The sequence below is a fragment of the Streptococcus oralis genome (assembly GCF_003943415.1).
Classification (GTDB): Bacteria; Bacillota; Bacilli; order Lactobacillales; family Streptococcaceae; genus Streptococcus; species Streptococcus oralis_BJ.
Window position 1 is genome coordinate 470,337 of sequence record NZ_RJPK01000001.1, and the last position, 24,389, is coordinate 494,725.

Consider the following 24,389-nt stretch of genomic DNA (forward strand, 5'->3'; position numbering starts at 1 on the left):
AACTTGATTTCATTGTGAAAAATAAACTAATTTTTACCTTCTACTCTTTCGGTTTTGAAAATACTTCTACTCGCTGAGCTAGGACTTTGATTTCTACAGGTAGGTTATCCGATTTATCGCCGTCAACATCTGACTCCAATTCACTATCCGATGAGATCTTAATATTACGCGCTCTGATATACTCAATATTATCATTACCGACAATATCTCCTTTTAGTAAATCAGGAATAACGGATAATTTTGAGAATATAGAAGCATCTTTTAGAATCAAAATATTAGCATATCCGTCTTTGTTTTCTTCAAAGATTTTTTTGTCAGCGAAGTAATTTGTCAAGAGAACCAAAACATGACTAGCTTCACCGACATAATTTCCATTTTCTGTCTCGACATTAATATTAAAGACCTGATCCGTCATAACAGACTTCATGGTATTTACAGCATAGGCAAGGATACCAAATTTTGTCTTATCTTCAATTTCAACATTGTGAATCGCCTCAGGCAGAGAACCGATACTAAAGATATAACCAAAATAATTGTCATTCGCTTTACCGATATCAATCTTGTTGGTTAAGTTAAAATCGAGTTCGTCAATCGCACCATCGATATCTTGATTGATTTCCAAAAGTTTCGTGATGAGGTTACCCGTACCGCCTGGGATAATCCCTAACTTAGGAATGTAGTCTCTCTCAGCAATACCAGAAATGACTTCATTGACTGTCCCATCTCCACCAAAAACAACCACTGCGTCGTACTGCTCACGTGAAGCTTCCTCAGCAAAATGTGTTGCATCTAACGCTTTTTCAGTAATTTTGGTTTCCACGTGCTCAAAATAATCTTTGGCTTTATTCTCCAGCTTGACCTTATAATCCAAAGCCTTTTCCCCACCAGAGGTAGGGTTAATAATTAACATTGCTTTTTTCATTGATTTTCTCCTTGAATTTTAAATAGAAATATTAGCGTAGCTACATTTATCATTACATATAATGCTATTATATAATGAAAACTCAGAAAAAAGAACTTTGACGTACTGGGCATTAATGTATAATAGCTAGTTAAAAATTCAGATTTTCAAAACAAATGCACTTCTATTTAACTACCTCGCCATACTCTTTTATTTTATCAGCATATTCGGTCAAAAGATTCTTTGAATAAATTTTTTCATTACTTGAATTTCTAACTTCTTTCCAAAGAATAGAAGCTACTTTTAGTTTATTCGAGTAATTTCGACTATTTTCGTCTGCACAGAAATCCTTTAAAAACTGATTCCATTGACAAACCGAATGGTCATACTTGGCATAATCTGAATTTCCATAATAAACTTTTAGCATATCTTGGATTGTAAAACTCAAATCATTTTCTCTTTTTACTTTTCTCCAAGCTGTAGCCATATCAGCAGTAAATTTAAAGGGCGAAACATCTGTTAAAGTTGAGAAATATTCTCTAAAGTCTGCATTAAAGGAGAATCCACATTCAAGTAAGGGCGTATCTAAGGTAAGGACTTCTACTCGTTTCTTTTTCCTTTTTACTGTTGATTTTTTAATCAATTTCCCCTTAAAGTACTGCTCAATAATATGATTGAGTTCTTGTTTGGTACCTCTATATTCAAGCCCTAATGACTTGCATATCTGTGAAAGTTCATCACGATACCAATAGTATTTTTTGAACTCATCAAAGGATGAGATTTTTTCAAACTCAGGTCTGCTTTCTATCAATATTTTACCTCCTTAAAACCAATTTAGGCTGTCATCTCGAAATAATGGAGTTTTAGTTTCTTTATTTTGAGGATTAGCAACGTTTCACTAACAAACTCACACACTCAGCGGTTCGGACTTACCGTATCATCAGTGAGAAAACAATCCTCACAAAATAAAGGAAAATCCTTCGTTTTGATATTGTTCCATTCGTAAACTGAACCTACAATATCTCCAATAATTGCTCCTAGCATGGTATTCCTCCTTATGGCATATCAGATTCGTTACACATTTCTAATGAATCACTCTTTAAAAATGGCACCACCAAATCAATCCACTCATAAGGCAGGTAAGCTGATAAATAGCCGTGGTTATAGCCCTTTGCTTCATACAAAATTGTATTTGAATGTAGCTGATGAAATAATTTCGCTGATTCTTTCACACAGTTCAATTCTTTTTCACCATAGATATACAGAACCTGAGCCTTGCTAGCAGAAATCATATCTTTCAGCTTGTAACATCCCATATAGTTTTTGTAAATAGTCACCAACGTTTTGATAGGCGTCCTTGGCAAATCCTCCAAATAATAAGCTTTTATTTCCTCTGGATAAGCCAGTTTAGGATAGAGTTTGTTCATCATGCTGAACTGAAGTTTGCAAGAGAATTTATTGAACATCAGTTTACCAAATAGTGACACTAGAAAGATGCTGATTTTAGCTAACCTTGGTTGAGGAATACAGAGGCTTCCGTCTATGATGGCCTTCTCAGCAATTTCACTGTCTAAAGACAAAAGCTCCATGGCAATTTGACCACCAAGTGAAACACCACCGATTGCAAACAATTTCCCACCACAGTTTGCTTTGATATAGTCTAGAATCTCCAAAGCAGAATCTTCAGTAGAAACATAATCAAGTTGATATTCCTCACCGTGGCCATTCAAAGTGGGTAGAATAACACGGTATTCTTCTGACAAGATTCGTGCTTGACGAAGATAATTCCACCAAGAACTGCCACCACCATGTATCAGTAAGATAGGAGGCAAATTCTTATCACCAAATTCATGGAATTTCATGTTTAAACTCCTTACTTTAGGACTTTCACTAGCTACATCCTTGTTTATTCAGCTCGTACAAGCAGTGATACTACCTCAACATGATGCGTTTGTGGAACTCAAAATGTTCGGGGAGTTCAAAGCTCCAATGGAGCTTTGAAGCTTCTCGTCCTAAAATGAAAAAGTGAGAGGATTAACTACGTTTCACTAACAAGCTTACACACTCGACGTGATGCGTTTGTGGAAACAAATCCACTGGCTGGACTTTCTTCAATTCATATCCTAACTCTTGGTAGAGTTTGATATCACGCGCCATGGTTGCCACATTACATGAAATATAAGCGATGCGGTCTGCTCCTGTTTGGGCGCTTGCTTTGATAAAGCTTTCGGTCAAGCCTTTGCGTGGAGGATCAACCAAGATAACACTTGGTTGAATACCTTCCTTGAGCCAGTTCTTCATGGCATTTTCAGCAGTGTCACAGACATAGTGGGCATTAGTGATATTATTCAAGGTAGCATTCTTCTTGCTATTCTCTACCGCTTCTGGAATCACTTCAACACCGTAGACTTCCTTGACATGCTTCGCAACGGATAATCCAATCGTTCCAATCCCTGAGTAGGCATCGATCACCACATCATCTGCTTTTAACTCCGCAAAGTCAATGGCCGTTTGATAGAGTTTCTCCGCCATTTCTGTATTGACCTGGTAAAAGGCTGGGCCAGCGATTTGGTAGTTATTTCCCAACATCTGATCCGTAATATAGTCTTGACCATAAAGGGTGCGCCACTCCTTGCCGAAAATCGCATTGGTATTTCGGTCGTTGATATTTTGCATGACAGACACAATCTCTGGGAACTGCTTGATAACTTGTTCAATCAATTGGTCCACTCGGAAAATTTTAGGACGAGTTGTTACCAAAATAACCATGATTTGTCCTGAATAGTGCCCACGTCGCACCACAAGGTTCCGAATCAAGCCAGACTGTTCCTTTTCGTCATAAGGTTTTAAATCAAAACGACGAAGCAAATCGCGTAGAACTACTACGACTTGGTCAATAACAGGATCCTGGATGAAGAAATCTTCAAGAGGCATAAGGTCATGCGAATTTTTACGGAAAAAGCCAGTTTCCAAGATACCATTCACTCGACGAACGGGCACCTGTGCCTTATTTCGATACTGGACTGGATGGTCCATGCCGAGCGTTTCAGCGACCTCTACATCTGCAATTCCGGCAATCTTGTAGAGACTGTCTTTGACTTGCTTGGTTTTAAACTTAAGCTGCTCTGAATAGGCAATATGCCCCAAATCAGCGATACCTGAACGCAGATAAGCTAGGTCAAGATCTTGGTTACGATGTGGAGAGTAAGTAAGGTATTCTTCAACCTTCCCAAAGCCAATCTTTTTAGTGACTTTAAGGACTCGCATGAGGATTTTCTCAGTTGGTAGAGCATTTTCTACAAAGAAAACCAAACCATCTACCTTAGCGACCCCAGCACCTTCATGGGTCAAATCAACAATTTCAACTTCTACAATATCATTTTTCTTTAACATATTTTTCACTTTCTATCGGCCGACAAAAAAAGACGGCAACATTTCTGTTACCATCTATTATATCATGAAATGACCTAAGCACCAAAACTCTTGAAGAAGTTGACAATAGCTTGCCACAGGGAGCTAAAGAAGTTGCCCCCGTCTTCCAGCGCTTTATTGGCATCAAAGTTGATATTGATATTTTTGAAGCTATCTCCAGCTTGAGAGACAATGCTTTCCTTGAGGTCATTTAGGGTTTTAGTGAAATCAGCATTGTTCAAAATGTCACTCTTTGAGAGATTAAGTGCAAAATTGATGATGATATTGACCTGGTTTCCTGTTATAACCTGATCGAGTTTGTAGTTTTTTAGTGTGTCTTCTACAATTTTGCGGACATCCTCTTCTGTCAGATTGCCTTTGGCTTCTTTTGCCTTTGCAATTCCTGCCTTGATATCTGCCAAAGCGACATTGAGTTTATTGGCATCATAACCTGACTTGTCCTTGTTTTCAGCATTGATATCAGACAAGGCTTTTAACTCTTCTTGAGCCAAGTCTTTATTGGCTTGCGGTACTTTGGCACCATTGGCCTCTAACGAGTAGTAAATCCCTGCTAGGGCACTCTCTCCTGTAACTGCAATGGGGGCTGCAACTGTGATTTTGGCATGCTCCACTCCCAGCGTCACTGCTGCGTTACGGTACATATCCTGCGTCACCTTGGTGATATTTTCAGGCGTTTCAATCTTGACCTCTAGAGGCGACTTATCACCTAACTTTTGAATCTTGGCTGACGAATAGAGCTGTAGGCTAGCATCATTAGCCACATTCATAATTTTCGAATAGATATCAGGTGTCATAGTTTTGATATCTTTGGTGTCTTTTGATGCGTCATAGCCAAGTTTGCTAAGAGTTTTGTTTTTTTGGTCTTCAGATAGAGAAGAACCTAGGACATATTCTGGTTGTACATAGGTTTCATCGATTACTTTTTGAACATCTGTTGCTGCGTGGACACTCGTCATAGCTGTTGCGGCCCACAATACTGCAGCACTTGTTAGAAAGAATTTCTTTCTCATGGGATATTCCCTCCTTTACCTTTCTAGGGTAATAAAACAATCTTAAAGAAAACTTATAGCAAAAAACACCTGGCAAAACCAGATGTTTAAAAGAAATTAAATAATTTCATGATATAAAGGTTGAATTGTACCTGTCTAGAATAGTAATAGTTTCCACCATTTTCATAAAGTTCTGCTCCGTGAAAGATAGAAATTGGGTTGATATAGGTGTAGGTCTTCCCAGTGGTATTTCCAAGAATTGGAGCGACGGTTTCACGAGAATATTGTTTGGCTAATGCTAGAGTATTTTCCTTGCCATTTTGAGCGATAAAATCGATATAAGCGGGGCCAAAATTATAGGCTTGCACGGCTGTCCAGACATCAACACCCTTTTCCTGAGCTAGATAGAGATTATCAGTCAATGTCTGAATTCCCTGACGAATGCTCGTCACATTGTCATTGATAGTATTTGTGGTACCGCTAGCAGACTCGCTAGACTGCATGACATCGCCTTCTTTTCCCTTCGTTTCGGTATAAATCATGGCGAGCACAAGCTCTTCATTGGCTGGAGTATCTCTTTCACTCAGGATTTCTCGAACCATGGGTTGGTAGGTCATGACTTGCTTCACATCTTGATGGATATGATAGACTTTATAGACAGCGAAAAGGAAGACTGCTAGCACTAGCACTCTTCGTAGTAATTTAAACATTATTTACTTTGAATATCCTCGATATTTTTGATTAAGATAGAATAGGTTCCATTGTCATTTTGGATAAACTCGACCGATTCTGCATCTTGGTAAACATTATTGGGAACGATAAGTTCGATTCCGTTTGACAAGGAAAGTTTTTGGTTTTCAAATTTCTTGAGCTGACGACTGGCATCAATTTCATCGAACTGGACTGGTTCTGGTACAGCTTCCTTGACCTGATCGATAAAGCTCAAACGAGCTGTCAGATTGTTGTCAAAAAGGTCATTGGCCAATTTTTCAGGTGACAGTTCATTGCTTTCTTCTAGATTGTTGAAAATAGCTGATTTGACCTTGGATTGGAATTGAAAATCATCTGTGTTAAAGGACTCTGCGATTCTCTGAGCCGTTTTTTCCAGTTCCTTGATGGATTTTTTGGGAGAAATCTTAGGAGCGACAGCAAGAAGATTATCTGAAAAATAATTCAAAAAAGCCCCATTGTACTTGATACGTTTCTCGATGAGATGGTACTTGCGACTTTGAAGATTGACCACCAAGGCCTCGTCAGCCCCTGTTCCAAATCCAGGCAAGTTATTCTGGGTTAGCTTGATTGGGTTATCAACTTCTCCACCGAGGTGGGTTAAGGTCTCACGCAAGGCAATTCGTAAGAAAGCAAAATGTTCAACACCTTCTTTAGAAAACTGAACAAAAACCAAGTCATTGGTCTTGAGGTTTTCAGAAATGCTGAACTCCTCTTTCCAGAGATTAGCCAGTGTTACTGATGTCTCCAACAAATCATCTGTGATGTGATTGAAGAAGGGATTTTCTTCTTCGAAAATCCCAGTCTTAGCTTCATCTGAATACACACGTTCGATTTTCTTACGCAGGTATTCTTCAATTTTTGGAGTGATATTGAGAAACTTATCCGCCAGGAACAACTCGGTATCATCTGGGCTGAACTGATGAATAATAGCTTTCTTAATATAAATGTCCATAAAAGTATTAGTCCTCGTATAATGGGAAGGCATCTGTCAATTCTTTGACTGCACTTCTCACTTCTTCTAAGACAGCTTCATTTTCTGCATTCTTAAGGGTTTTAATGATGAGTTCAGCAACTTTACGGCTTTCTTCTTCACCAAATCCACGTGCAGTGATGGCTGCAGATCCGATACGAATCCCACTTGTCTTGAATGGTGACAAGGTTTCGTATGGGATTGAGTTTTTATTTAGGGTAATATTGACTTCGTCCAGCAAGTTTTGAGCAACTTTTCCGTTTTCTACAACCTTAGTCACATCCACTAGGAAGAGGTGGTTTTCAGTACCGCCAGAAATGATACGGAAATCAGGGTCTTGCAAGAAGACTTCAACCATAGCCTTGCTGTTTTTGATAACATTAGCTGCATATTCTTTGAAGGCTGGATCCAAAACTTCTTTGAAGGAAACAGCCTTAGCAGCGACAACATGCTCCAAAGGACCACCTTGAATACCAGGGAAAATAGCTGAGTTGATCTTCTTAGCAAGTTCCTCATCATTTGTCAAAATCAAACCACCACGTGGTCCACGAAGGGTTTTGTGGGTCGTTGTTGTAGTGATATGAGCGTATGGCACTGGGCTTGGGTGAAGACCAGCTGCCACCAAACCAGCGATATGGGCCATATCTACCATGAGCTTAGCCCCAACAGCATCAGCGATTTCACGGAATTTTGAGAAGTCGATAATTTGAGAATAGGCTGAAGCACCAGCTACGATCAATTTTGGTTTTACTTCTTGGGCTTGTTTCAAGATCGCATCAAAGTCCAAGAGTTCTGTTTCAGGATCTACACTATAAGAAACAAAGTTGTAGGTTTGACCAGAGAAGCTAACTGGAGCTCCGTGGGTCAAGTGTCCACCTGCTGCCAAATCCATCCCCATAACGGTATCACCTGGTTCAATCAAGGCCATGTAAGCCGCACAGTTGGCTTGGCTTCCTGAGTGAGGTTGGACATTGGCAAATTTAGCACCAAAAATTTCTTTCGCGCGTTCAATAGCAAGAGTCTCTACTACGTCTACTACATCAGTTCCACCATAATAACGGCGTCCTGGGTAGCCTTCGGCATATTTGTTGGTCAAGATAGACCCTTGAGCAGCCATTACAGCCTTGGAAACAACGTTTTCCGAAGCAATTAACTCAATGTTGTTTTGTTGGCGTTCTTCTTCTTTGGCAATAGCATTCCAGAGATCAGCATCGTATGCTTTAAAATCATCTTTGTCAAAAATCATAGGTCTTCTCCTTTATAGTGTGACTGGTCCTTTAGTTTGTTTTTCGATAAGAAAATAAGCTAAAAGATGCGAATAAACCGTTTCTGCACTTTATCACAAGTATAACCAACTTTTTCATAAAATGCATGAGCTCCCAGACGATGATCAGCAGAGTTTAATCGGATAAACCCATAACCCCGTCTTTTTGCCTCTTCTTCCAACCCTTGTAGTAAGCTTTTACCGATACCTTGACCTTGTACTTGAGGTGAGACTGCCAAGGCTAAGATATTAAATCCTGCTTTGGAATAGAGGGATTCATAAACTTCAGCATGGACATATCCAAGTAAGACATGACTGGCTGCATCCTCATAGCCAAGTAGGAAATGATGTGAATCCTGAGATAATCTAGCTAGTTGACTAGCTGTGTCCTCTGGACTAAAAGTATAGCCCAAAGTCTCTTGGTTAATCTCACATATAGCTTTCACATCTGTTTCTTGCAAATCTCTTAGCATCTCATTCCTCCTCAAAAGAAATCTCTGGCAACTGAGCAAGAATATCTTCACGCTTGATCGCCCCTTGGCGTAAGATTTTCACCTTATTTCCAGACAAATCCAAAATAGTCGAATCCTGTCCAGTTAGAAAAGCATCGTCTTCCAGACCCAGAACCTCTTGATCAAAATCTTCAAGGATTTGCTGAAAGGTTACTCCACTTGCCTGACCTGAAATATTGGCAGATGGCCCAATCAAGGGACCAGTCTCTCGAATCAAATCAAGTGTAATGGGGTGACTCGGCATCCGAAATCCCACCGTTGCAAGACCAGAATTGACCCAATAGGGAACTCTGTCATTTGCTTCGAGTATAATGGTCAAGGGACCTGGTAAAAAGCTCTCTACAAGCTTTTGTAGATAAGTTGGCTGATTCTTTGAAAAGTGCAAGATGTCCTCTAGAGAGGCGACATTAAGATTGAGCGCCTTATCTCTAGGACGACGTTTGAGTTGGTAAACATGGTTGACAGCTTTTTCGTCTAAGGCCTTAGCAAAGAGACCGTAAACTGTCTCTGTAGGTAGAACGACAGCTCCGCCCTTTTCCAACTCTTGTCTAATCCTGTCCATCATCAGCTACAACCATCCTATCTTGACCAAATTGGTCCTTGAGTGTTCGTACTCGTTTTTCAGGAAGATGTTTCCTAAAAAGCGCAGGAACACTTTGACCTTGCTTGTATCCAATTTCAAGGTAAATCTTACCACCATCTTTGAGATAGTCTTTTGCATCTTCCACAATTCTGCGGTAAATAGCTAGGCCATCCTCATCTGCAAAGAGAGCTAGATGAGGTTCTGAATGCAAAACATTCAAACCGACCTCTGACTCATCTTCACGAGAGATATAGGGTGGATTGGATACAATTATATCATATTTTTCAGAAATTTCTGCAAAACAATCAGATTTTTTAAAAAATATCTGGAAATTCTGAACTTTAGCGTTTTCAGTTGCCAAATCTAGTGCATCCTGTGAAATATCAACTGCTGTCACTGACCAGTCTGGACGATTCTTTGCTAAAGCAAGGGCTATGGCACCACTTCCAGTCCCGATATCTAGAATCTTAAGACTTTCCTCAGCATTTTCTGCCAAGATAAGCTCCACCAACTCTTCTGTCTCTGGACGAGGAATCAAAACTCTCTCATCTACTTTTAACTGCATTCCAAAGAAATCTGCCTGTCCGATGATGTACTGGGCTGGTTTGTGAGCCGCTAACTGCTGGTAAATTTCTTCTACAAATTGTTTTTCATCCTCTGTTACCTCTTGCTGGAGGGCAAAGACAAAGTCTGTAAAAGAGAGATTTTTTAAGCTACGATAGACAAAAGAGAGGCTTTCTGCTTCCTCTCCTTGTCTTATCAACGCTTCTTCAAAATCTGAAAATAATTGAGCTAATTTCATTATTTGTTTAATTCTTCTAATTTTTGTGTTTGGTCATAAAGAACCAAGGCATCCACAACTTCATCCAATTTACCAGACAAAATAGTATCTAGTTTTTGGAGAGTCAAGCCAATACGGTGGTCCGTAACACGGTTTTGTGGGAAACTATAAGTACGAATCCGTTCTGAACGGTCACCAGTACCGATTGTTGACTTACGCTCAGCGTCTTGTTCATCTTGAGCAATCTGAGCAAAATGGTCAGCAACACGCGCACGGATAATCTTCATAGCCTTCTCACGGTTTTTCTGCTGGGTACGTTCTTCCTGCATCTCAACCTTGATATTAGTTGGCAAGTGAACGATACGCACAGCAGTCGCAACCTTATTGACGTTCTGACCACCAGCACCAGATGCGTGGTAGATATCAACACGAAGGTCTTTTGGATCAATATCGTATTCAACTTCTTCCACTTCAGGCATGACAAGAACTGTCGCAGTTGAAGTGTGTACACGACCTTGGCTTTCTGTCACAGGGACACGTTGCACACGGTGAGCACCTGATTCGTACTTGAGTTTAGAGTATACAGACTGACCAGAAACCATAGCAACCACTTCTTTGAAACCACCGACACCGTTCATAGAAGCTTCCATGACTTCAAAGCGCCAGCCTTGTGCTTCCGCATACTTTTGGTACATGGTTAGAAGGTCTCCAGCGAAAAGTGCTGCTTCATCTCCGCCAGCTGCTCCACGGATTTCAAGGATGATGTTCTTATCATCGTTTGGATCCTTTGGAAGGAGCAAGATTTTCAATTTTTCTTCGTATTCTTCTTTTTCAGCCTTGGCATCTTTTAATTCTTGCTTGGCCATTTCTTCCAAGTCCGCATCTCCGCCTGACTCCTTAATCATCTCTTCGGCATCAACGATGTTTTGAAGGACTTGTTTGTATTCGCGGTAGGCTGTTACCGTGTCACGAGTTGAAGCCTCTTCTTTTGAAAGCTCCATGAAACGCTTGGTGTCAGAAACGACATCAGGGTCACTCAGCAACTCTCCTAATTCTTCATAACGGTCTTCTACAGCTTGTAGTTGATCATAAATGTTCATTTTTCTTCATTCTCCTTATTGATTTCAGGCGCAAAATAATGTTTCCGACAGACTGAGATATAGGTTTCATTACCACCAATCTGAATTTGTTCACCCTCATAGGTAGGCTTTCCGTCTAGGGTTCTGAGTACCATAGTCGCCTTTTTCTTACAATATTGGCAAATAGTCTTAATCTCATCGATCTTATCTGCTAAAAGCAAGAGGTGTTTGGAGCCTTCGAACAGTTCATTGCGAAAGTCATTCTTCAAACCGAATGCCATGACAGGGATGTCTAACTCATCGACAACACGAGCTAGGTCGTAAACATGGTGACGCTTGAGAAACTGGGCCTCATCTACCAAGACACAGTAGGGTTTGACTTCCAAATCTCGGATTAAGCCATAGATATCTGTATCATCTTCAATCGCAAGAGCTGGTCGCTTCATGCCGATTCGACTGGATACATAACCAACACCGTCACGTGTATCCAGAGCCGAAGTCATAATCACAACTCCCTTTCCTTGCTCTTCATAGTTATAGGCTACCTTGAGAATCTCAATCGTCTTACCTGAGTTCATAGTCCCATAACGATAATACAACTGTGCCATGCTTCTATTTCACGTCCATTTCTAAATTTTTGCTACATTCTAGTATACCATATTTTCCAAAAGCTTTAAATGGCAAAATATGGTAAAATAGAAGAAATCAAAAACTAGTGGAGGAAGCTATTATGCCATTTGTTCGCATCGATTTGTTTGAAGGACGCACTCTAGAGCAAAAGAAAGCTCTCGCTAAGGAGGTTACTGAAGCAGTTGTCCGCAACACAGGAGCACCTCAGTCTGCTGTCCATGTCATTATCAATGACATGCCTGAAGGAACCTACTTTCCTCAAGGTGAAATGCGCACCAAATAAACTAGCTTAAGCAGAATTGCTTAGGCTTTTTCAATCTCCAAGTGGCATCCATTGAAGAAATGGTTTAAATTTGTTACAATTTGAAAAGAGCCTTGGAGAAAATTCCAAGAAAAGTGTTTTAAAGGAAGAAATATGATTACACGTGAATTTGATACCATTGCTGCTATCTCCACACCTCTCGGAGAAGGGGCAATCGGGATTGTCCGCCTGAGTGGAACTGACAGTTTTGCCATTGCTAAAAAAATTTTCAAAGGAAAAGACTTGAGCAAGGTTGCAAGCCATACTCTCAACTACGGACATATCGTTGACCCTCAAACTGGTAAGGTAATGGACGAGGTTATGATTGGGGCTATGAAGTCTCCAAAAACCTTCACTCGTGAGGATATTATCGAGATTAACACCCACGGCGGGATTGCGGTGACTAACGAAATTCTCCAGTTAGCTATCCGTGAAGGAGCTCGATTGGCTGAACCGGGTGAATTTACCAAACGCGCCTTTCTAAACGGTCGCGTGGACTTGACACAGGCTGAGGCGGTGATGGACATCATCCGTGCCAAGACAGATAAGGCCATGAATATTGCAGTCAAACAATTGGACGGTTCTCTTTCTGACCTCATTAACAATACTCGCCAAGAAATCCTCAATACACTTGCCCAAGTCGAGGTCAATATCGACTATCCTGAGTATGATGATGTTGAGGAAGCTACTACTGCTGTTGTCCGCGAGAAGACTATGGAGTTTGAACAATTGCTAACCAATCTCCTTAGAACAGCTCGTCGCGGTAAGATCCTTCGCGAAGGAATTTCAACAGCTATCATCGGCCGTCCCAACGTTGGTAAATCCAGTCTTCTCAACAATCTCCTGCGTGAAGATAAGGCCATCGTAACAGACATCGCTGGTACGACACGCGATGTCATCGAAGAATACGTCAACATTAACGGGGTTCCTCTCAAATTGATTGATACAGCCGGTATCCGGGAAACAGATGATATCGTGGAACAAATCGGTGTTGAACGTTCGAAAAAAGCCCTCAAGGAAGCTGACCTAGTACTACTAGTCCTAAACGCCAGCGAACCACTAACAGCACAAGACCGACAACTCTTAGAAATCAGCCAGAATACCAACCGCATTATTCTACTTAATAAAACTGACCTGCCTGAAGCGATTGAAACTTCAGAACTCCCTGAATATGTCATCCGTATTTCAGTCCTGAAAAATCAAAACATTGATAAGATCGAAGAACGTATTAACAGCCTCTTCTTTGAAAATGCTGGTTTGGTCGAGCAAGATGCTACTTACTTGTCTAACGCCCGTCATATTTCCTTGATTGAAAAGGCTGTTGAAAGCCTACAAGCTGTTAACGAAGGTCTTGAACTGGGTATGCCAGTTGATTTGTTACAAGTTGACTTGACTCGCACATGGGAAATCCTCGGTGAAATTACCGGAGATGCCGCACCAGATGAACTCATTACCCAACTCTTTAGCCAATTCTGTTTAGGAAAATAAGAAAAATCCATGATCGTTCTTGCGGTCATGGATTTTATTGTCTTTATTAGTAATCTGGTCTTAGGACACCTGTTACGGTTGCCTTAGTTGCTTCGTAGTCACCATCTACGACAACCTTGATAATGCGTTTGGCATCTTCTTCTGGCGCTGGAACTAGAGGTAATCGAGTTGGTCCAGCATCAAATCCCATATAGTTCAAAACAGCCTTAACTGGAGCAGGACTTGGATAAGAGAAGAGGGCGTTGACCTTAGGAATGAATTTACGCTGAATAGCTGCTGCTTTCTTCATATCGCTTTCTGCAATGGCAGTGAACATCTCGTGCATCTCATCTCCATTTGTATGGGATGCAACAGAGATAACTCCATCTGCACCAAGGTTCATGGCATGGAAAGCATCTCCATCCTCACCAGTATAAATCAAGAACTCTTCTGGTTTATGCTCAATCAAGTAAGCCATATTGGCCAAACTAGTACATTCCTTGACACCAATGATATTTGGATGGTCAGCCAAACGAAGCATGGTTTCTGGAGTTAATTCGACAACCACACGTCCTGGAATGTTATAAATGATAATAGGTAAATCTGATGCATCCGCAATAGCTTTAAAGTGCTGGTACATCCCTTCTTGTGATGGTTTGTTATAGTATGGTACGATTGCAAGTCCTGCAGCAAATCCACCGAACACAGCCACCTCTTTGACAAACTCGATAGAGTCACGTGTGTCATTGGTCCCTACACCCGCAATCAAAGGAACACGTCCATTGACAACCTTTTGCACAGCCGCAAAGAGTTCCAACTCTTCATCGTGAGTCAAGGTCGGACTCTCAGCAGTCGTCCCTGCAAGAAGAATGCCGTCTGTATGATGGGCCAATAAATGCTCAATCAAGGCAGGAATGGCATCAAAGTTGATGGAACCATCCTCATGGAAAGGGGTAATAAAGGCTGTAATGATTTTACATTCTTTTAGTTCTTGGTAAGACATGAGAAACACCTCTCTATTTCAAAGAAGGAGTTCATTCGAACTCCTAAACCATTATTTCAATTCAAATTTCAGCTCAGCTGTTGGACGGACCAAACCACGCTCATGAAGCGTTTCTGCGATCTGTACAGAGTTCCAAGCAGCACCTTTGAGGAGGTTATCTGAAACAACCCACATGTGAATTCCTTTTTCAGAATCCAAGTCCTTACGGATACGACCAACAAAGGTATCACGCGAACCTACTGCATTGATGGCTTGTGGGTAGACTTGGTTAGCCACATCATCCTCCAGAACTGCACCTGGGAAGGCTGCGATGGCTGCTTTGACTTCTTCGATTGGAGCCACTTCTTTTGTTTCGATGTAAACAGACTCAGAGTGAGCTGACAAGACTGGAATACGAACACATGTAGCAGAAACTGCGATACTATCGTCTTCCATGATTTTCTTGGTTTCCTTGGTCATCTTCATCTCTTCGTAAGTATAATCATTGTCAGTGAAGACATCGATTTGTGGAAGTGCGTTAAAGGCGATTGGATAGTGTTTCTTGTCTCCACCTGAAGGCAAGATTTCGGCATGTAAATCACGTGGGTTCACACCATCATTTAAAACTTCACGAAGTTCACGTTGAGTTTCAAGAATAGCTCCCATACCAGCACCTGAAACAGCTTGGTAAGTTGAAACGATGATACGGTCTAAGCCCCATTTTTGACGAACTGGCTCAAGCGCCACCATCATTTGGATAGTTGAACAGTTAGGACAGGCAATGATGCCGTTGTGGGCATCAAGTGCATGAGCATTGACTTCTGGAACAACCAAAGGAACATCTGGATTTTGGCGGAAATAAGATGTATTATCCACCACTACCGCTCCAGCTTTAACGGCGTATGGTGCATACTTAGCTGATGTAGAACCACCTGCTGAAAAGAGAGCAATATCAACACCTTCAAAAGCTGTCTCAGTCGTTTCCTCAATCGTAATATCTTGATCTTTAAATTTCAAAGTCTTACCTGCTGAACGTGCAGAAGCAAGGTAACGAATTTTTTCGATAGGAAGTGTTGATTCTTCCAACATTTTTATCATCTGAGCTCCGACAGCACCTGTCGCGCCGACTACAGCAACTGTATATCCCATAAATAACCTCTTTCGGAATTTTCTAAAAATTTCTATAATAGAAGTATTATACTACTTTTTCTAAAAATTGAAAAGCATTTTTAGACTATATTTTCTGAAAACTAAAAATCCCTAGCCATTCGACTAGGGACTAAGAGGCATCTTCATGTGATGAGCAGGTTCACACAACTCATCAAGGTCCGCTCCTGCGTTATGACCTCCTTATGCTCAATAGTAGTCCGAAGACTACCTATCGACTCATCGCAACTACTATTCTACTAGATAGAGTCACATTTGTCAATAGACAAAACTCTTTAGCTTCATTATCACAGAAGTATAAGAAAAACCTTGGCTTCCCAAGGTCATTTCGTTTCTATCATGCTAATTGCCGGGATTGAACCGGCGACCTCATCCTTACCATGGATGCGCTCTGCCAACTGAGCTAAATCAGCTTACCTAAAAAGTATACTATAGTTCTATGCTCTTGTCAAGCGCTCTCTTTTAATTTTATGGAATGAAAAAAGCTAGATTTAGCAAGAATCTAGCTTATAAACTTCTTATTTTGTAAGGTCGATTCGCTGTCCTAGTTTACCAATCAAAATCGCACCAACGATAAGGGATGCAAACTCTCCAATCCCTGTAGAAAACCAAGTGAAGAAGAATGGAGCTTCAGCAACGATATGAAGTTCTGCTGCAATGGTAATCATTGAAATAGAGAATAGGATTGAAAAGAAGAAATGATCTTTTCGAATCAAACCATTGAACAAAAAGTCCTTCTTGTACTTACTAAAGAGCCAGACACCTAAACTTAAAAAGACTAGGGTAGATCCCCCTCCAACAAAGACATCAATCATACCAAAACTAAAGAAATTAGCAATCATACAACCAATCGTCACACCAATGATATATTTAGGATTGTAAAAGGCTAGAAAATTCATCATCTCAGAGATACGGAACTGGTAAGCACCGTAGCTAATAGCATTTAGCGGTGGGGTAATGGTCAAAACCACATAGATAGCAGCAACGATAGCAATATCTGCCATGTCACGAACAGTTAAATTTTTCATGTTTTCTCCTTTGGCGGTTTCCCGCGTGAAATATGCTTGGTGAAAGAAGCTAAGCACCAAGGGTTGATTGAATCAACCTTACTAGTATAGCACAATATATGACTTTATGCTATACTAAAATTATGAAAAATCAAATAAAAGCTTTCTTTGATAACGAGATTCTCTCCTACTTATTTTTCGGTGGTGCTACTACTTTAGTGTCTATCCTATCACGTTTAGCTATCTACCATATCAGTCATCAGGAAATCCTAGCAACTGCACTGGCAAATATTATCGGTATCCTCTTTGCCTTTCTCACAAATGATACAATCGTCTTTAAACAAGAGAGAAGGAATTGGCCGACTCGCCTGGCTAAGTTTTTCTTAGCTCGTCTCTTTACCTTTGGTCTTGATATCCTTTTAACTTATATCTTTGTTACATCTTATCCCGATATTATCGGACGATTTGTCAACAATCAACTAGATCAGGTTAATGCCATCGAAACGCTAATTGCGCAGGTTTTGATTATCATTCTTAACTATATTTTTAGTAAAATATACGTTTTTTATAAATGAAATGGATGTCATTAAGCATTAAGGTTGCAATATTTAGGTATTTCAGGTACAATTAAGATTAGTTTTTGAAAGGAAATTATGAAAATGTTAAAAGATCTTAAAGAATTTTTGCTTCGTGGCAATGTCGTTGACCTTGCTGTCGGTGTAATCATCGCCTCTGCTTTCGGTGCTATCGTTACTTCATTTGTTAATGATATCATCACTCCACTCCTATTGAACCCAGCCTTGGAAGCTGCGAAAGTACAAAACATCGCTGAGCTTGCATGGAATGGTGTTACATATGGTAAATTCTTGAGTGCTATTATCAACTTCCTTGTTGTAGGTACTGTTCTCTTCTTCGTTATTAAAGCTATGGAAAAAGCTCAAAGCCTTACTAAAAAAGAAGAAGCTGCTGAGGAAGCTCCAGCTGGTCCAACTGAGTTGGAAGTACTTCAAGAAATCAAAGCTCTTCTGGAGAAAAAATAAGACAGATAAAGGATCTAGCTTCATGCTAAATCCTTTTTCTTTACTCTTTACTCTTTCGGCAATTTACCAGCCTTTTCGAGCATTTTCTTAATCAAGTAAGGCATCTTCACATTTTCACGACCTTTTTTCTCAATCAGTTTTTTCACAAATTCTGGCATCTGAAGGTCGTCTGTCTCCTCCATGATGTCCTTTGTAGTTGCTGAAGGTGCTAACTCATCAAAGGTTTCTTCTTCTGGTAGAAATTCCTTAAATTCTTTATGTTCATTGGCTCTTACAGTATCAACTAAAGCATCAATTAAACGGGAATCTGTGTTTGGCATAGGTGGTCGATGGTAGGTTACACCTAATTCTTGACATAATTCATAACATTCTACATCGTTATCAAAAAGAACTTCGATATGCTCACTGATAAAGCTAATTGGGACAAAGATATAATGCTCTGGATGTTGTTTCTGTTCTCTCAAATACTCGAGTACATCTGGCTTGATCCAAGGGATTCCAATATCACTCTCGCTCTGCCAAGTATTGGTATACTGGTCTGAGGTTAGACTGAGTTGCTCTGCTATCAACTTGCTATTATCAAAAATCTGATCGATATAAGGATCTCCAAAGTCTAAGGCGAAAATTGGAACACTATGGGCTGAGAAGAGCACCTTAAAGGACTCCCCTCCCACTTCGTCTCTCAAGATTTTACCAACCTCATCTGTCCAAAAGTTCAGCAAAGACTGTTGCTGATACCAATCCTTAATGACTAAAAATCGAATCTGCTGGCTTTCCAGAAACTTCTCATACCCCATGACTGAGTAAAAGGAATAATGAGGTTCTAAAATCAAGCAAATACATTCTTCAACACCATCAGCCTCCATCTGCCTGATCACATCAGGGATAAAGGGGCGAGAAAATTTGTTAGCAAAGTAGATGCCATACTCTTCTCCTAACCGTTCCTTGACTAAACTGACCTCATCACGTGTAATCCTCTGCAGGGGCGTACCACCAATACGAACATAGTTGTCATAGAGAGTCTGAATCTCGTGATCTTGGGGTCTGATTCCACGACGAATATTGGTAAAAAAATCCGCCACACTCTCAAAGGTAATCTCTTCTGGCGAACCGAATGTCATCATTAAAATTGCTTTTTTCATTGATATGTCCTTGTGATGTTTTTTTCAATTACCATTCTACCATGAAATATATAATAAATAAACGCTTTCATTCATTTTATTTTTATTTACTTCTCTTTGTCTTTCTCTCCATTCTATGATACAATGAAAAAAATGATATTAAAGGAGTTTTTATGACTTATCCCAACCTTTTAGATCGTTTCTTGACCTACGTTAAGGTCAATACGCGTTCTGATGAACACTCTACTACTACTCCAAGTACGCAAAGCCAGGTTGATTTTGCGACCAATGTTCTTATTCCTGAAATGAAACGTGTCGGTCTGCAAAACGTCTACTACCTTCCAAATGGTTTTGCGATTGGTACCTTACCAGCTAATGACCCAAGCTTGACACGCAAGATTGGCTTCATCTCCCACATGGATACAGCTGATTTTAATGCTGAAGGAGTTAATCCGCAAGTCATCGAAAATTACGATGGTGGAGCTATCGACTTGGGTGATTCTGGATTTAAACTCGATCCGACTGATTTCAAGAGCCTTGAGAAATATCCAGGTCAAACCCTCATCACAACCGACGGTACGACCTTGCTAGGTGCTGATGACAAGTCAGGGATTGCTGAGATTATGACTGCTATCGAATACTTGACTGCCCATCCTGAAATCAAGCATTGTGAAATTCGTGTTGGTTTTGGACCAGATGAAGAAATCGGTGTCGGTGCCAATAAGTTTGATGCAGATGACTTTGATGTTGACTTTGCCTACACTGTTGATGGTGGCCCACTAGGTGAACTTCAGTACGAAACTTTCTCAGCAGCTGCTGCTGAACTTCATTTCCAAGGGCGCAATGTTCATCCTGGTACTGCCAAAGGACAGATGGTCAATGCCCTTCAGCTTGCCATTGATTTTCATAATCAACTTCCTGAGAATGACCGACCAGAACTGACAGATGGTTACCAAGGTTTCTATCATCTCATGGATGTGTCAGGTAGTGTTGAGGAAGCGCGTGCAAGCTATATCATTCGAGACTTTGAAAAAGATGCCTTTGAAGCTCGTAAGGAAGCCATGCAGGACATTGCTGACAAGATGAATCAAGAGCTTGGGAATAATCGCGTGACCCTAACTCTGACAGACCAGTACTACAATATGAAGGAAGTCATCGAGAAAGACATGACACCTATTACTATTGCTAAAGCTGTTATGGAAGATCTAGGGATTACGCCTATTATCGAACCAATTCGCGGTGGGACTGATGGGTCTAAGATTTCCTTTATGGGAATCCCAACTCCAAATATCTTTGCAGGTGGTGAAAACATGCATGGACGCTTTGAATACGTCAGCCTTCAGACTATGGAGCGTGCGGTGGATACCATCATTGGCATTGTATCTTATAAAGACTAAAAAAGACGAGGTAGCTCAGCTACTTCGCCTTTCTTTTTATTCGTTCGGTTGAGCACTTGGCTCAGACTCACTTTGCACTTGCTTTTCTGTTGGTTGAGAAGCAGCTGTTTTACTTTCTTTCTCAGACTTAGATTGGCTATCAGTTTCACTTGCTTTTGAACGGAGTTCCTGGTTCAAGCTAATAATCTCTTTAGCTAGAGTGAGGAGACCTTCTTTATCACTGCTTTTGGCTGCAAGTTGATCAAATAGGGCATCAACACGTTCAAAGTCAGCATCGGATCCTTTGTTATCCTCTAAATACTTGTGAAGAGAGAGCAAGACATTATAGAGTTTTTGGTAGATAATCACCGTTTGTGGATCTTGTTCTGCTTCTTTTTTCTCTCGTTGGATAGTCGCTGCAATACGATTTAAAAGATCTTCAAGTTGTGTTTTAGCTTCGTCAAGGTCTGCATTTTCCTTTTCAGTAGCGGCTTTGATATTAGCTGCTTCTTCAGCTAGGGATTGTTTGACACCATCTTCTTTGACACGTGCTAGGAGTTGAGCAGCTTTAGTTAGGAGAGCATCCACTTCTTCCTTCTTAACATGACTAACCCGCTCTTCTGGCATAAAATCACCGTAGAGTTCTTTTAGGAATTCATAGATGGCGGTCTTAGCAGTTTGACTATCTACTTTTTCCGTATCTAGAATAGTCTTACCAACTTTTGTAGAAACGGGTTCTTCTTTGAGAGCTTCTTCTACTTCTAACTTAGTTTGGTAAATAGTTGGGAATAACTTGTTCAAGTCGGTTGCTTTGAGGAAAGATTGTGACTGGTAAAGTTCCCATGTCAACTTGGCAACACGGTTCCGAAGTTCTTCTCTCAAACGACCATCAGACACATGTTCGTAGAAGTACTTGATGTACTCTACTGTTGTAACCCCTGTCCGATCTCGGAAATCTTGCAAGGCCTGCAGTTTCGCTTCAATCGCAGTCAACTCTGTCTCATCCTGTGCTAGTTTTGCTTCCTGCAAATGTACCAAAAGATCTTTCTTAGGCAAGCCATAAGTATCTGTATCCAGTGTATTGATCTTATCTACAAGGGCTTGATACTTCTTATCTAAAGGTGAAGTTTCAACCGGTGCCATACTTTGATCCACATGGATATACTGTTTATCAAAGAGATCCAAGGCTGCTAGGTATCCAGCAGTTGAGTTTGTTGCCAGTTTTTTCATATTTTCGGTGAATTGCCCCAAAGCAAGTTCAACCCGTCTCTGCATGATTGGCTGGTCTTTGTAGAGACTTCTGCTATCTGCTAACAGTTGATCCACCTTAGATAGAACTGTTTGTTCATCAAATGCTCCAGGTTGATAGGCCGATTGTAGGGCCGGAATCTTATTTTTCAAAGCCACTTCATAGCCCTTGGTTTGAACCTTGATGTAGTGATTGTGGTCGCCGTGAGGAATCACAAAACTACCATTTTCTACTTGCAAACTATAAGGAGACACCCCATCACGTAGGGCAGTCGTATACAGTTCATTTAGGAAATCCAGTTCTGGGTTCCCAGTTTGGAGAGGAATACGAACATGTTCTTTTCGAACAGCATAGGGATGGATATGGGTTGGATCATAGGCTTGATCCGGATTTCCAAAGACAAAGAATCCATTTGAAATGCGAATCGCTTCAAGCGGTACTCCGTAGGTCTGTGAGATATACTTGATTTTTTCTTCATCGCTAGCATCTCTTGAGAAACTTTCCACAGTCTTTGCAAGTGGTTGAACGTGCTGCGGCTGATGATTTTCTTTCAAGTGATCTTGGGCAGCTTTGATTTGGGCTGCAGTCAAGTCCTTCTTAAAGAAATAATGAGCGTGATCTCCATGAGAAACTACAAACCCTTGCTCATCTTCACTAATAACACGGTCAGCTGCAAAACCATGATCATGTTCTTCACCGTGGTGATGGTCATGCTCCTCTCCATCATGGTCATGATCTTCGTGGTTGGTATCCTGACTTCCATGGTTACCGTCTTGGTCATGATGATGATCTGGTTGAGCTGGATGTTCTGTTGGTTTGCTTGGATTTTCCAAAGGTGTTGGCTTCCCACCGTCGCTAGATAAAGGAATCATACGCGCAATCTTTTCTTCCAAGGCAGAAAGTTTTGTATATGGGATGAAATGATAGTGATTTCCGTGAGGAATCGCCACACCACTCGGCGTTCTACTTGAAATCTTAGCAGGGTCAAAAATCAAGCCATCTGATTCAGCATAACGTTGACTACTTGGAAGAGCATAGAGCTGTTGCAATAGACTCTGAAGACTCTCAGCTTGATTACTTGGTGTTTCAGCCTGTTGACTTTGGTTGGTAGTTTGACCAGTTTCGTTTGGACTAGGACGATAGTTAGTCACACTCTGCTGAGTTCTAGTTCCAGAGAGGTAGGCTTGGGCAGCAGCTAATTCGCTAGCAGACAAGGAACTCTTTGGAATGTAGTGGTAATGTCCACCGTGAGGTACGATATAAGCATCTCCAGTATCCTCTATAATATCAGAAGGATTAAAGATGTAGCCATCATCAGTTGTATAGCGACCTTGAGATTGAGCAAGCGCCACTGCACTATTAGAAGTTGGTGCGTCGTGAGTATGGTCTTGTTTTTGGCGCTCAATTTCCTCCTTCGTACGAATATTATCAGCATGAGCCGCATCTTTAAGGTAGACATAATACTTACCATCAACCTTGATAATGTAGCCACCTTTGATTTCGTTGACAATATCAGCGTCTTTCAGTTGATAATTGGCATCTTTCATCAACAGTTCTTCGCTGAAAATCGCGTCAAAAGGAACTTTACCATTGTAATAATGGAAATGATCACCATGTGAAGTCACATAACCTTGATCGGTGATTTTCACGACAATTTGTTCAGCCTGAATATCTTCTTTTTTGCTAACTTGATCTGGTGTCTGGGTCTCTGTTTTTTGAGAATCTTGCTTCCCATCGACATAAGACACACGGTTATTATCTTTGTTTCCTTCTACCTGGTGTTGGTTCAATGCATAGATGCAAAGGCTTAGGGAAAGGACAAGAGCCGATCCTGCTGCAAGGTATTTCTTCTTCATTTTCATCATCTCCTCATTTTAATTCTTCTGCAAGAACATTCATGTTTTCTTCTAGATTTTCTAAGTAAGTTTTGTCATTTTCAGGATCTGCTTCTAAAGGATTGAGTGTCTTTAGGCTAACTCCTGTTGATTTGACCAAGGTCTCAGCGACTTTAGAAGAAGCATTGCTCTCAGTAAAGATGGTTTTAACCTTATAGGTCTTAACGAATTCCTGAATTTCTGTTAGTTGTCTCGGACTTGGTTCTTGTTCAGGGGAAATCCCTGCTATACCAAGTTGTTTCAAACCAAAGCGTTTAGCGAGATAAGAAAAGGCTGTGTGTTGTGTAACAAAGGTCTTTTGACTCGCTTTTTCAAAAATAGGCTGGTACTTCTTAGTCAATTCTTGGGCTTTAGCGATAAAGTTTTTAGCATTCTTTTGATACGTTTCCTTATTAGAACTATCAATCTCCGAAAGTTTGTCAGCGATAATCTGAGCTTCTTCACCTGCTTTTTCTGGATCTAACCAAGTGTGAGGGTCGTAGAGTGTTTTTTCATCGATGCCGTCACCAGCTTCTACATCTTCTAAGCCCGGTACACGCTCCAAGGTCATTCCTTCAGAAGCTTCTAAAACTTTAACTTTTGAGTTTTTCAAGTTAGGATCTAGGCTTCCAGCCCAAGATTCGAGCGTATGAGAATGGTAGACAAAGACATCTGCATCATAGATAGCAGCAATGTCATTTGCTGACGGTTCAAAGGAGTGAATCCCACTACTTGACTGAATCATCCGTACGTCATTCAAGTCACCTGATACCTCTTTGACCATGGCATAGATTGGGTAAAAACTTGTTACAATCTTCATCCCTTTTGCTTCTTGTTTTTCTTTTTGGCTACATGCTCCTAAGACAAGAACCAAGAGACCTACCACTAATAATAGAAATGTTCTTTTTTTCATCGTTACTCCTTAACTAGTA

At 40.6% G+C, this 24,389-nt stretch carries 25 protein-coding genes, 1 tRNA gene and 1 riboswitch; of the genes, 5 read left to right on the forward strand and 21 right to left on the reverse strand.

Annotated features, from left to right (window positions below):
• Positions 1-40: 40 nt before the first annotated feature.
• The 14 genes from D8801_RS02250 to D8801_RS02315 all read right to left on the reverse strand — a co-directional run bounded on the left by D8801_RS02250 (position 41) and on the right by D8801_RS02315 (position 11,851).
• Positions 41-922 (reverse strand): diacylglycerol/lipid kinase family protein, encoded by an 882-nt coding sequence (locus D8801_RS02250; protein ID WP_125847550.1) that lies wholly within the window; start codon positions 920-922, stop codon positions 41-43.
• A gap of 163 nt (positions 923-1,085) precedes the next feature.
• Positions 1,086-1,712 (reverse strand): SAP domain-containing protein, encoded by a 627-nt coding sequence (locus tag D8801_RS02255; protein ID WP_125847552.1) that lies wholly within the window; start codon positions 1,710-1,712, stop codon positions 1,086-1,088.
• A gap of 104 nt (positions 1,713-1,816) precedes the next feature.
• Complete coding sequence (locus tag D8801_RS02260) at positions 1,817-1,945, reverse strand: ADP-ribosylglycohydrolase (protein WP_125847554.1); 129 nt, start codon at positions 1,943-1,945, stop codon at positions 1,817-1,819.
• An 11-nt stretch (positions 1,946-1,956) separates the two neighbouring features.
• Entirely contained in the window at positions 1,957-2,763 is an 807-nt protein-coding gene (locus D8801_RS02265) for an alpha/beta hydrolase (protein WP_125847556.1), read from the reverse strand.
• 172 nt (positions 2,764-2,935) lie between these two features.
• Positions 2,936-4,294 carry a 23S rRNA (uracil(1939)-C(5))-methyltransferase RlmD gene (gene rlmD / locus D8801_RS02270; protein WP_125847557.1) on the reverse strand — a complete coding sequence of 453 codons (1,359 nt, stop codon included), beginning with the start codon at positions 4,292-4,294 and terminating at the stop codon, positions 2,936-2,938.
• 74 nt (positions 4,295-4,368) lie between these two features.
• The gene (locus tag D8801_RS02275) at positions 4,369-5,343 is read right to left on the reverse strand and encodes a DUF1002 domain-containing protein (RefSeq protein ID WP_125847559.1); all 975 of its coding nucleotides are present in this window, start codon (positions 5,341-5,343) and stop codon (positions 4,369-4,371) included.
• Positions 5,344-5,429: 86 nt separating this feature from the next.
• Positions 5,430-6,032, reverse strand: a complete 603-nt coding sequence (locus D8801_RS02280; protein WP_084946059.1) for a lysozyme family protein — start codon at positions 6,030-6,032, stop codon at positions 5,430-5,432.
• On the reverse strand, positions 6,032-7,006 hold the full coding sequence (locus D8801_RS02285) for a nucleoid-associated protein (protein WP_000356109.1): 975 nt from the start codon (positions 7,004-7,006) through the stop codon (positions 6,032-6,034). Before D8801_RS02285 ends, D8801_RS02280 begins: the two co-directional genes overlap by 1 nt.
• 7 nt (positions 7,007-7,013) lie before the next feature.
• Positions 7,014-8,270, reverse strand: coding sequence for a serine hydroxymethyltransferase (glyA, locus tag D8801_RS02290; protein ID WP_125847562.1), 1,257 nt, complete (start codon positions 8,268-8,270; stop codon positions 7,014-7,016).
• Positions 8,271-8,329: 59 nt separating this feature from the next.
• Positions 8,330-8,761 carry a GNAT family N-acetyltransferase gene (locus D8801_RS02295; protein WP_125847564.1) on the reverse strand — a complete coding sequence of 144 codons (432 nt, stop codon included), beginning with the start codon at positions 8,759-8,761 and terminating at the stop codon, positions 8,330-8,332.
• A 1-nt stretch (position 8,762) separates the two neighbouring features.
• On the reverse strand, positions 8,763-9,365 hold the full coding sequence (locus tag D8801_RS02300; RefSeq protein WP_125847566.1) for an L-threonylcarbamoyladenylate synthase: 603 nt from the start codon (positions 9,363-9,365) through the stop codon (positions 8,763-8,765).
• Positions 9,349-10,185, reverse strand: coding sequence for a peptide chain release factor N(5)-glutamine methyltransferase (gene prmC, locus D8801_RS02305; RefSeq protein ID WP_125847568.1), 837 nt, complete (start codon positions 10,183-10,185; stop codon positions 9,349-9,351). Before prmC ends, D8801_RS02300 begins: the two co-directional genes overlap by 17 nt.
• On the reverse strand, positions 10,185-11,264 hold the full coding sequence (prfA, locus tag D8801_RS02310) for a peptide chain release factor 1 (protein ID WP_125847570.1): 1,080 nt from the start codon (positions 11,262-11,264) through the stop codon (positions 10,185-10,187). The genes prmC and prfA overlap by 1 nt, the downstream gene beginning before the upstream one ends.
• A complete protein-coding gene (locus D8801_RS02315; RefSeq protein ID WP_061409313.1) occupies positions 11,261-11,851 on the reverse strand; it encodes a thymidine kinase in 591 nt (196 codons plus the stop codon). The genes prfA and D8801_RS02315 overlap by 4 nt, the downstream gene beginning before the upstream one ends.
• Before the next feature lie 122 nt (positions 11,852-11,973).
• On the opposite strand from D8801_RS02315, the gene D8801_RS02320 reads away from it, so the two are divergent.
• Both D8801_RS02320 and mnmE read left to right on the forward strand, forming a co-directional pair.
• Complete coding sequence (locus D8801_RS02320; RefSeq protein WP_001117401.1) at positions 11,974-12,156, forward strand: 4-oxalocrotonate tautomerase; 183 nt, start codon at positions 11,974-11,976, stop codon at positions 12,154-12,156.
• A 132-nt stretch (positions 12,157-12,288) separates the two neighbouring features.
• Positions 12,289-13,662, forward strand: a complete 1,374-nt coding sequence (gene mnmE / locus D8801_RS02325) for a tRNA uridine-5-carboxymethylaminomethyl(34) synthesis GTPase MnmE (protein ID WP_125847573.1) — start codon at positions 12,289-12,291, stop codon at positions 13,660-13,662.
• Positions 13,663-13,708: 46 nt separating this feature from the next.
• Here mnmE and dapA read toward each other — a convergent pair whose 3' ends face one another.
• The 4 genes from dapA to D8801_RS02345 all read right to left on the reverse strand — a co-directional run bounded on the left by dapA (position 13,709) and on the right by D8801_RS02345 (position 16,818).
• The gene (gene dapA, locus D8801_RS02330; protein ID WP_125847575.1) at positions 13,709-14,644 is read right to left on the reverse strand and encodes a 4-hydroxy-tetrahydrodipicolinate synthase; all 936 of its coding nucleotides are present in this window, start codon (positions 14,642-14,644) and stop codon (positions 13,709-13,711) included.
• 51 nt (positions 14,645-14,695) lie between these two features.
• The gene (locus D8801_RS02335; protein ID WP_125847577.1) at positions 14,696-15,772 is read right to left on the reverse strand and encodes an aspartate-semialdehyde dehydrogenase; all 1,077 of its coding nucleotides are present in this window, start codon (positions 15,770-15,772) and stop codon (positions 14,696-14,698) included.
• Between the two features lie 358 nt (positions 15,773-16,130).
• A tRNA-Thr gene (locus tag D8801_RS02340) sits at positions 16,131-16,203 on the reverse strand.
• Positions 16,204-16,308: 105 nt separating this feature from the next.
• Positions 16,309-16,818 (reverse strand): QueT transporter family protein, encoded by a 510-nt coding sequence (locus D8801_RS02345; protein ID WP_000793850.1) that lies wholly within the window; start codon positions 16,816-16,818, stop codon positions 16,309-16,311.
• Positions 16,816-16,912, reverse strand: a riboswitch (PreQ1 riboswitch). Its footprint overlaps the gene before it by 3 nt.
• 28 nt (positions 16,913-16,940) lie before the next feature.
• On the opposite strand from D8801_RS02345, the gene D8801_RS02350 reads away from it, so the two are divergent.
• Positions 16,941-17,372, forward strand: coding sequence for a GtrA family protein (locus D8801_RS02350; protein WP_125847578.1), 432 nt, complete (start codon positions 16,941-16,943; stop codon positions 17,370-17,372).
• Positions 17,373-17,456: 84 nt separating this feature from the next.
• Positions 17,457-17,837, forward strand: a complete 381-nt coding sequence (gene mscL / locus D8801_RS02355; RefSeq protein WP_093585466.1) for a large conductance mechanosensitive channel protein MscL — start codon at positions 17,457-17,459, stop codon at positions 17,835-17,837.
• Positions 17,838-17,884: 47 nt separating this feature from the next.
• On the opposite strand, the gene hemH is transcribed toward mscL, so the two are convergent.
• Positions 17,885-18,979, reverse strand: a complete 1,095-nt coding sequence (gene hemH / locus D8801_RS02360) for a ferrochelatase (RefSeq protein ID WP_125847580.1) — start codon at positions 18,977-18,979, stop codon at positions 17,885-17,887.
• Positions 18,980-19,131: 152 nt separating this feature from the next.
• On the opposite strand from hemH, the gene pepT reads away from it, so the two are divergent.
• Positions 19,132-20,355, forward strand: coding sequence for a peptidase T (pepT, locus tag D8801_RS02365; protein ID WP_125847582.1), 1,224 nt, complete (start codon positions 19,132-19,134; stop codon positions 20,353-20,355).
• A gap of 36 nt (positions 20,356-20,391) precedes the next feature.
• On the opposite strand, the gene D8801_RS02370 is transcribed toward pepT, so the two are convergent.
• Both D8801_RS02370 and D8801_RS02375 read right to left on the reverse strand, forming a co-directional pair.
• Entirely contained in the window at positions 20,392-23,439 is a 3,048-nt protein-coding gene (locus tag D8801_RS02370; protein ID WP_125847583.1) for a pneumococcal-type histidine triad protein, read from the reverse strand.
• A gap of 13 nt (positions 23,440-23,452) precedes the next feature.
• A complete protein-coding gene (locus tag D8801_RS02375; RefSeq protein WP_000747426.1) occupies positions 23,453-24,370 on the reverse strand; it encodes a metal ABC transporter solute-binding protein, Zn/Mn family in 918 nt (305 codons plus the stop codon).
• Positions 24,371-24,389: the final 19 nt, after the last annotated feature.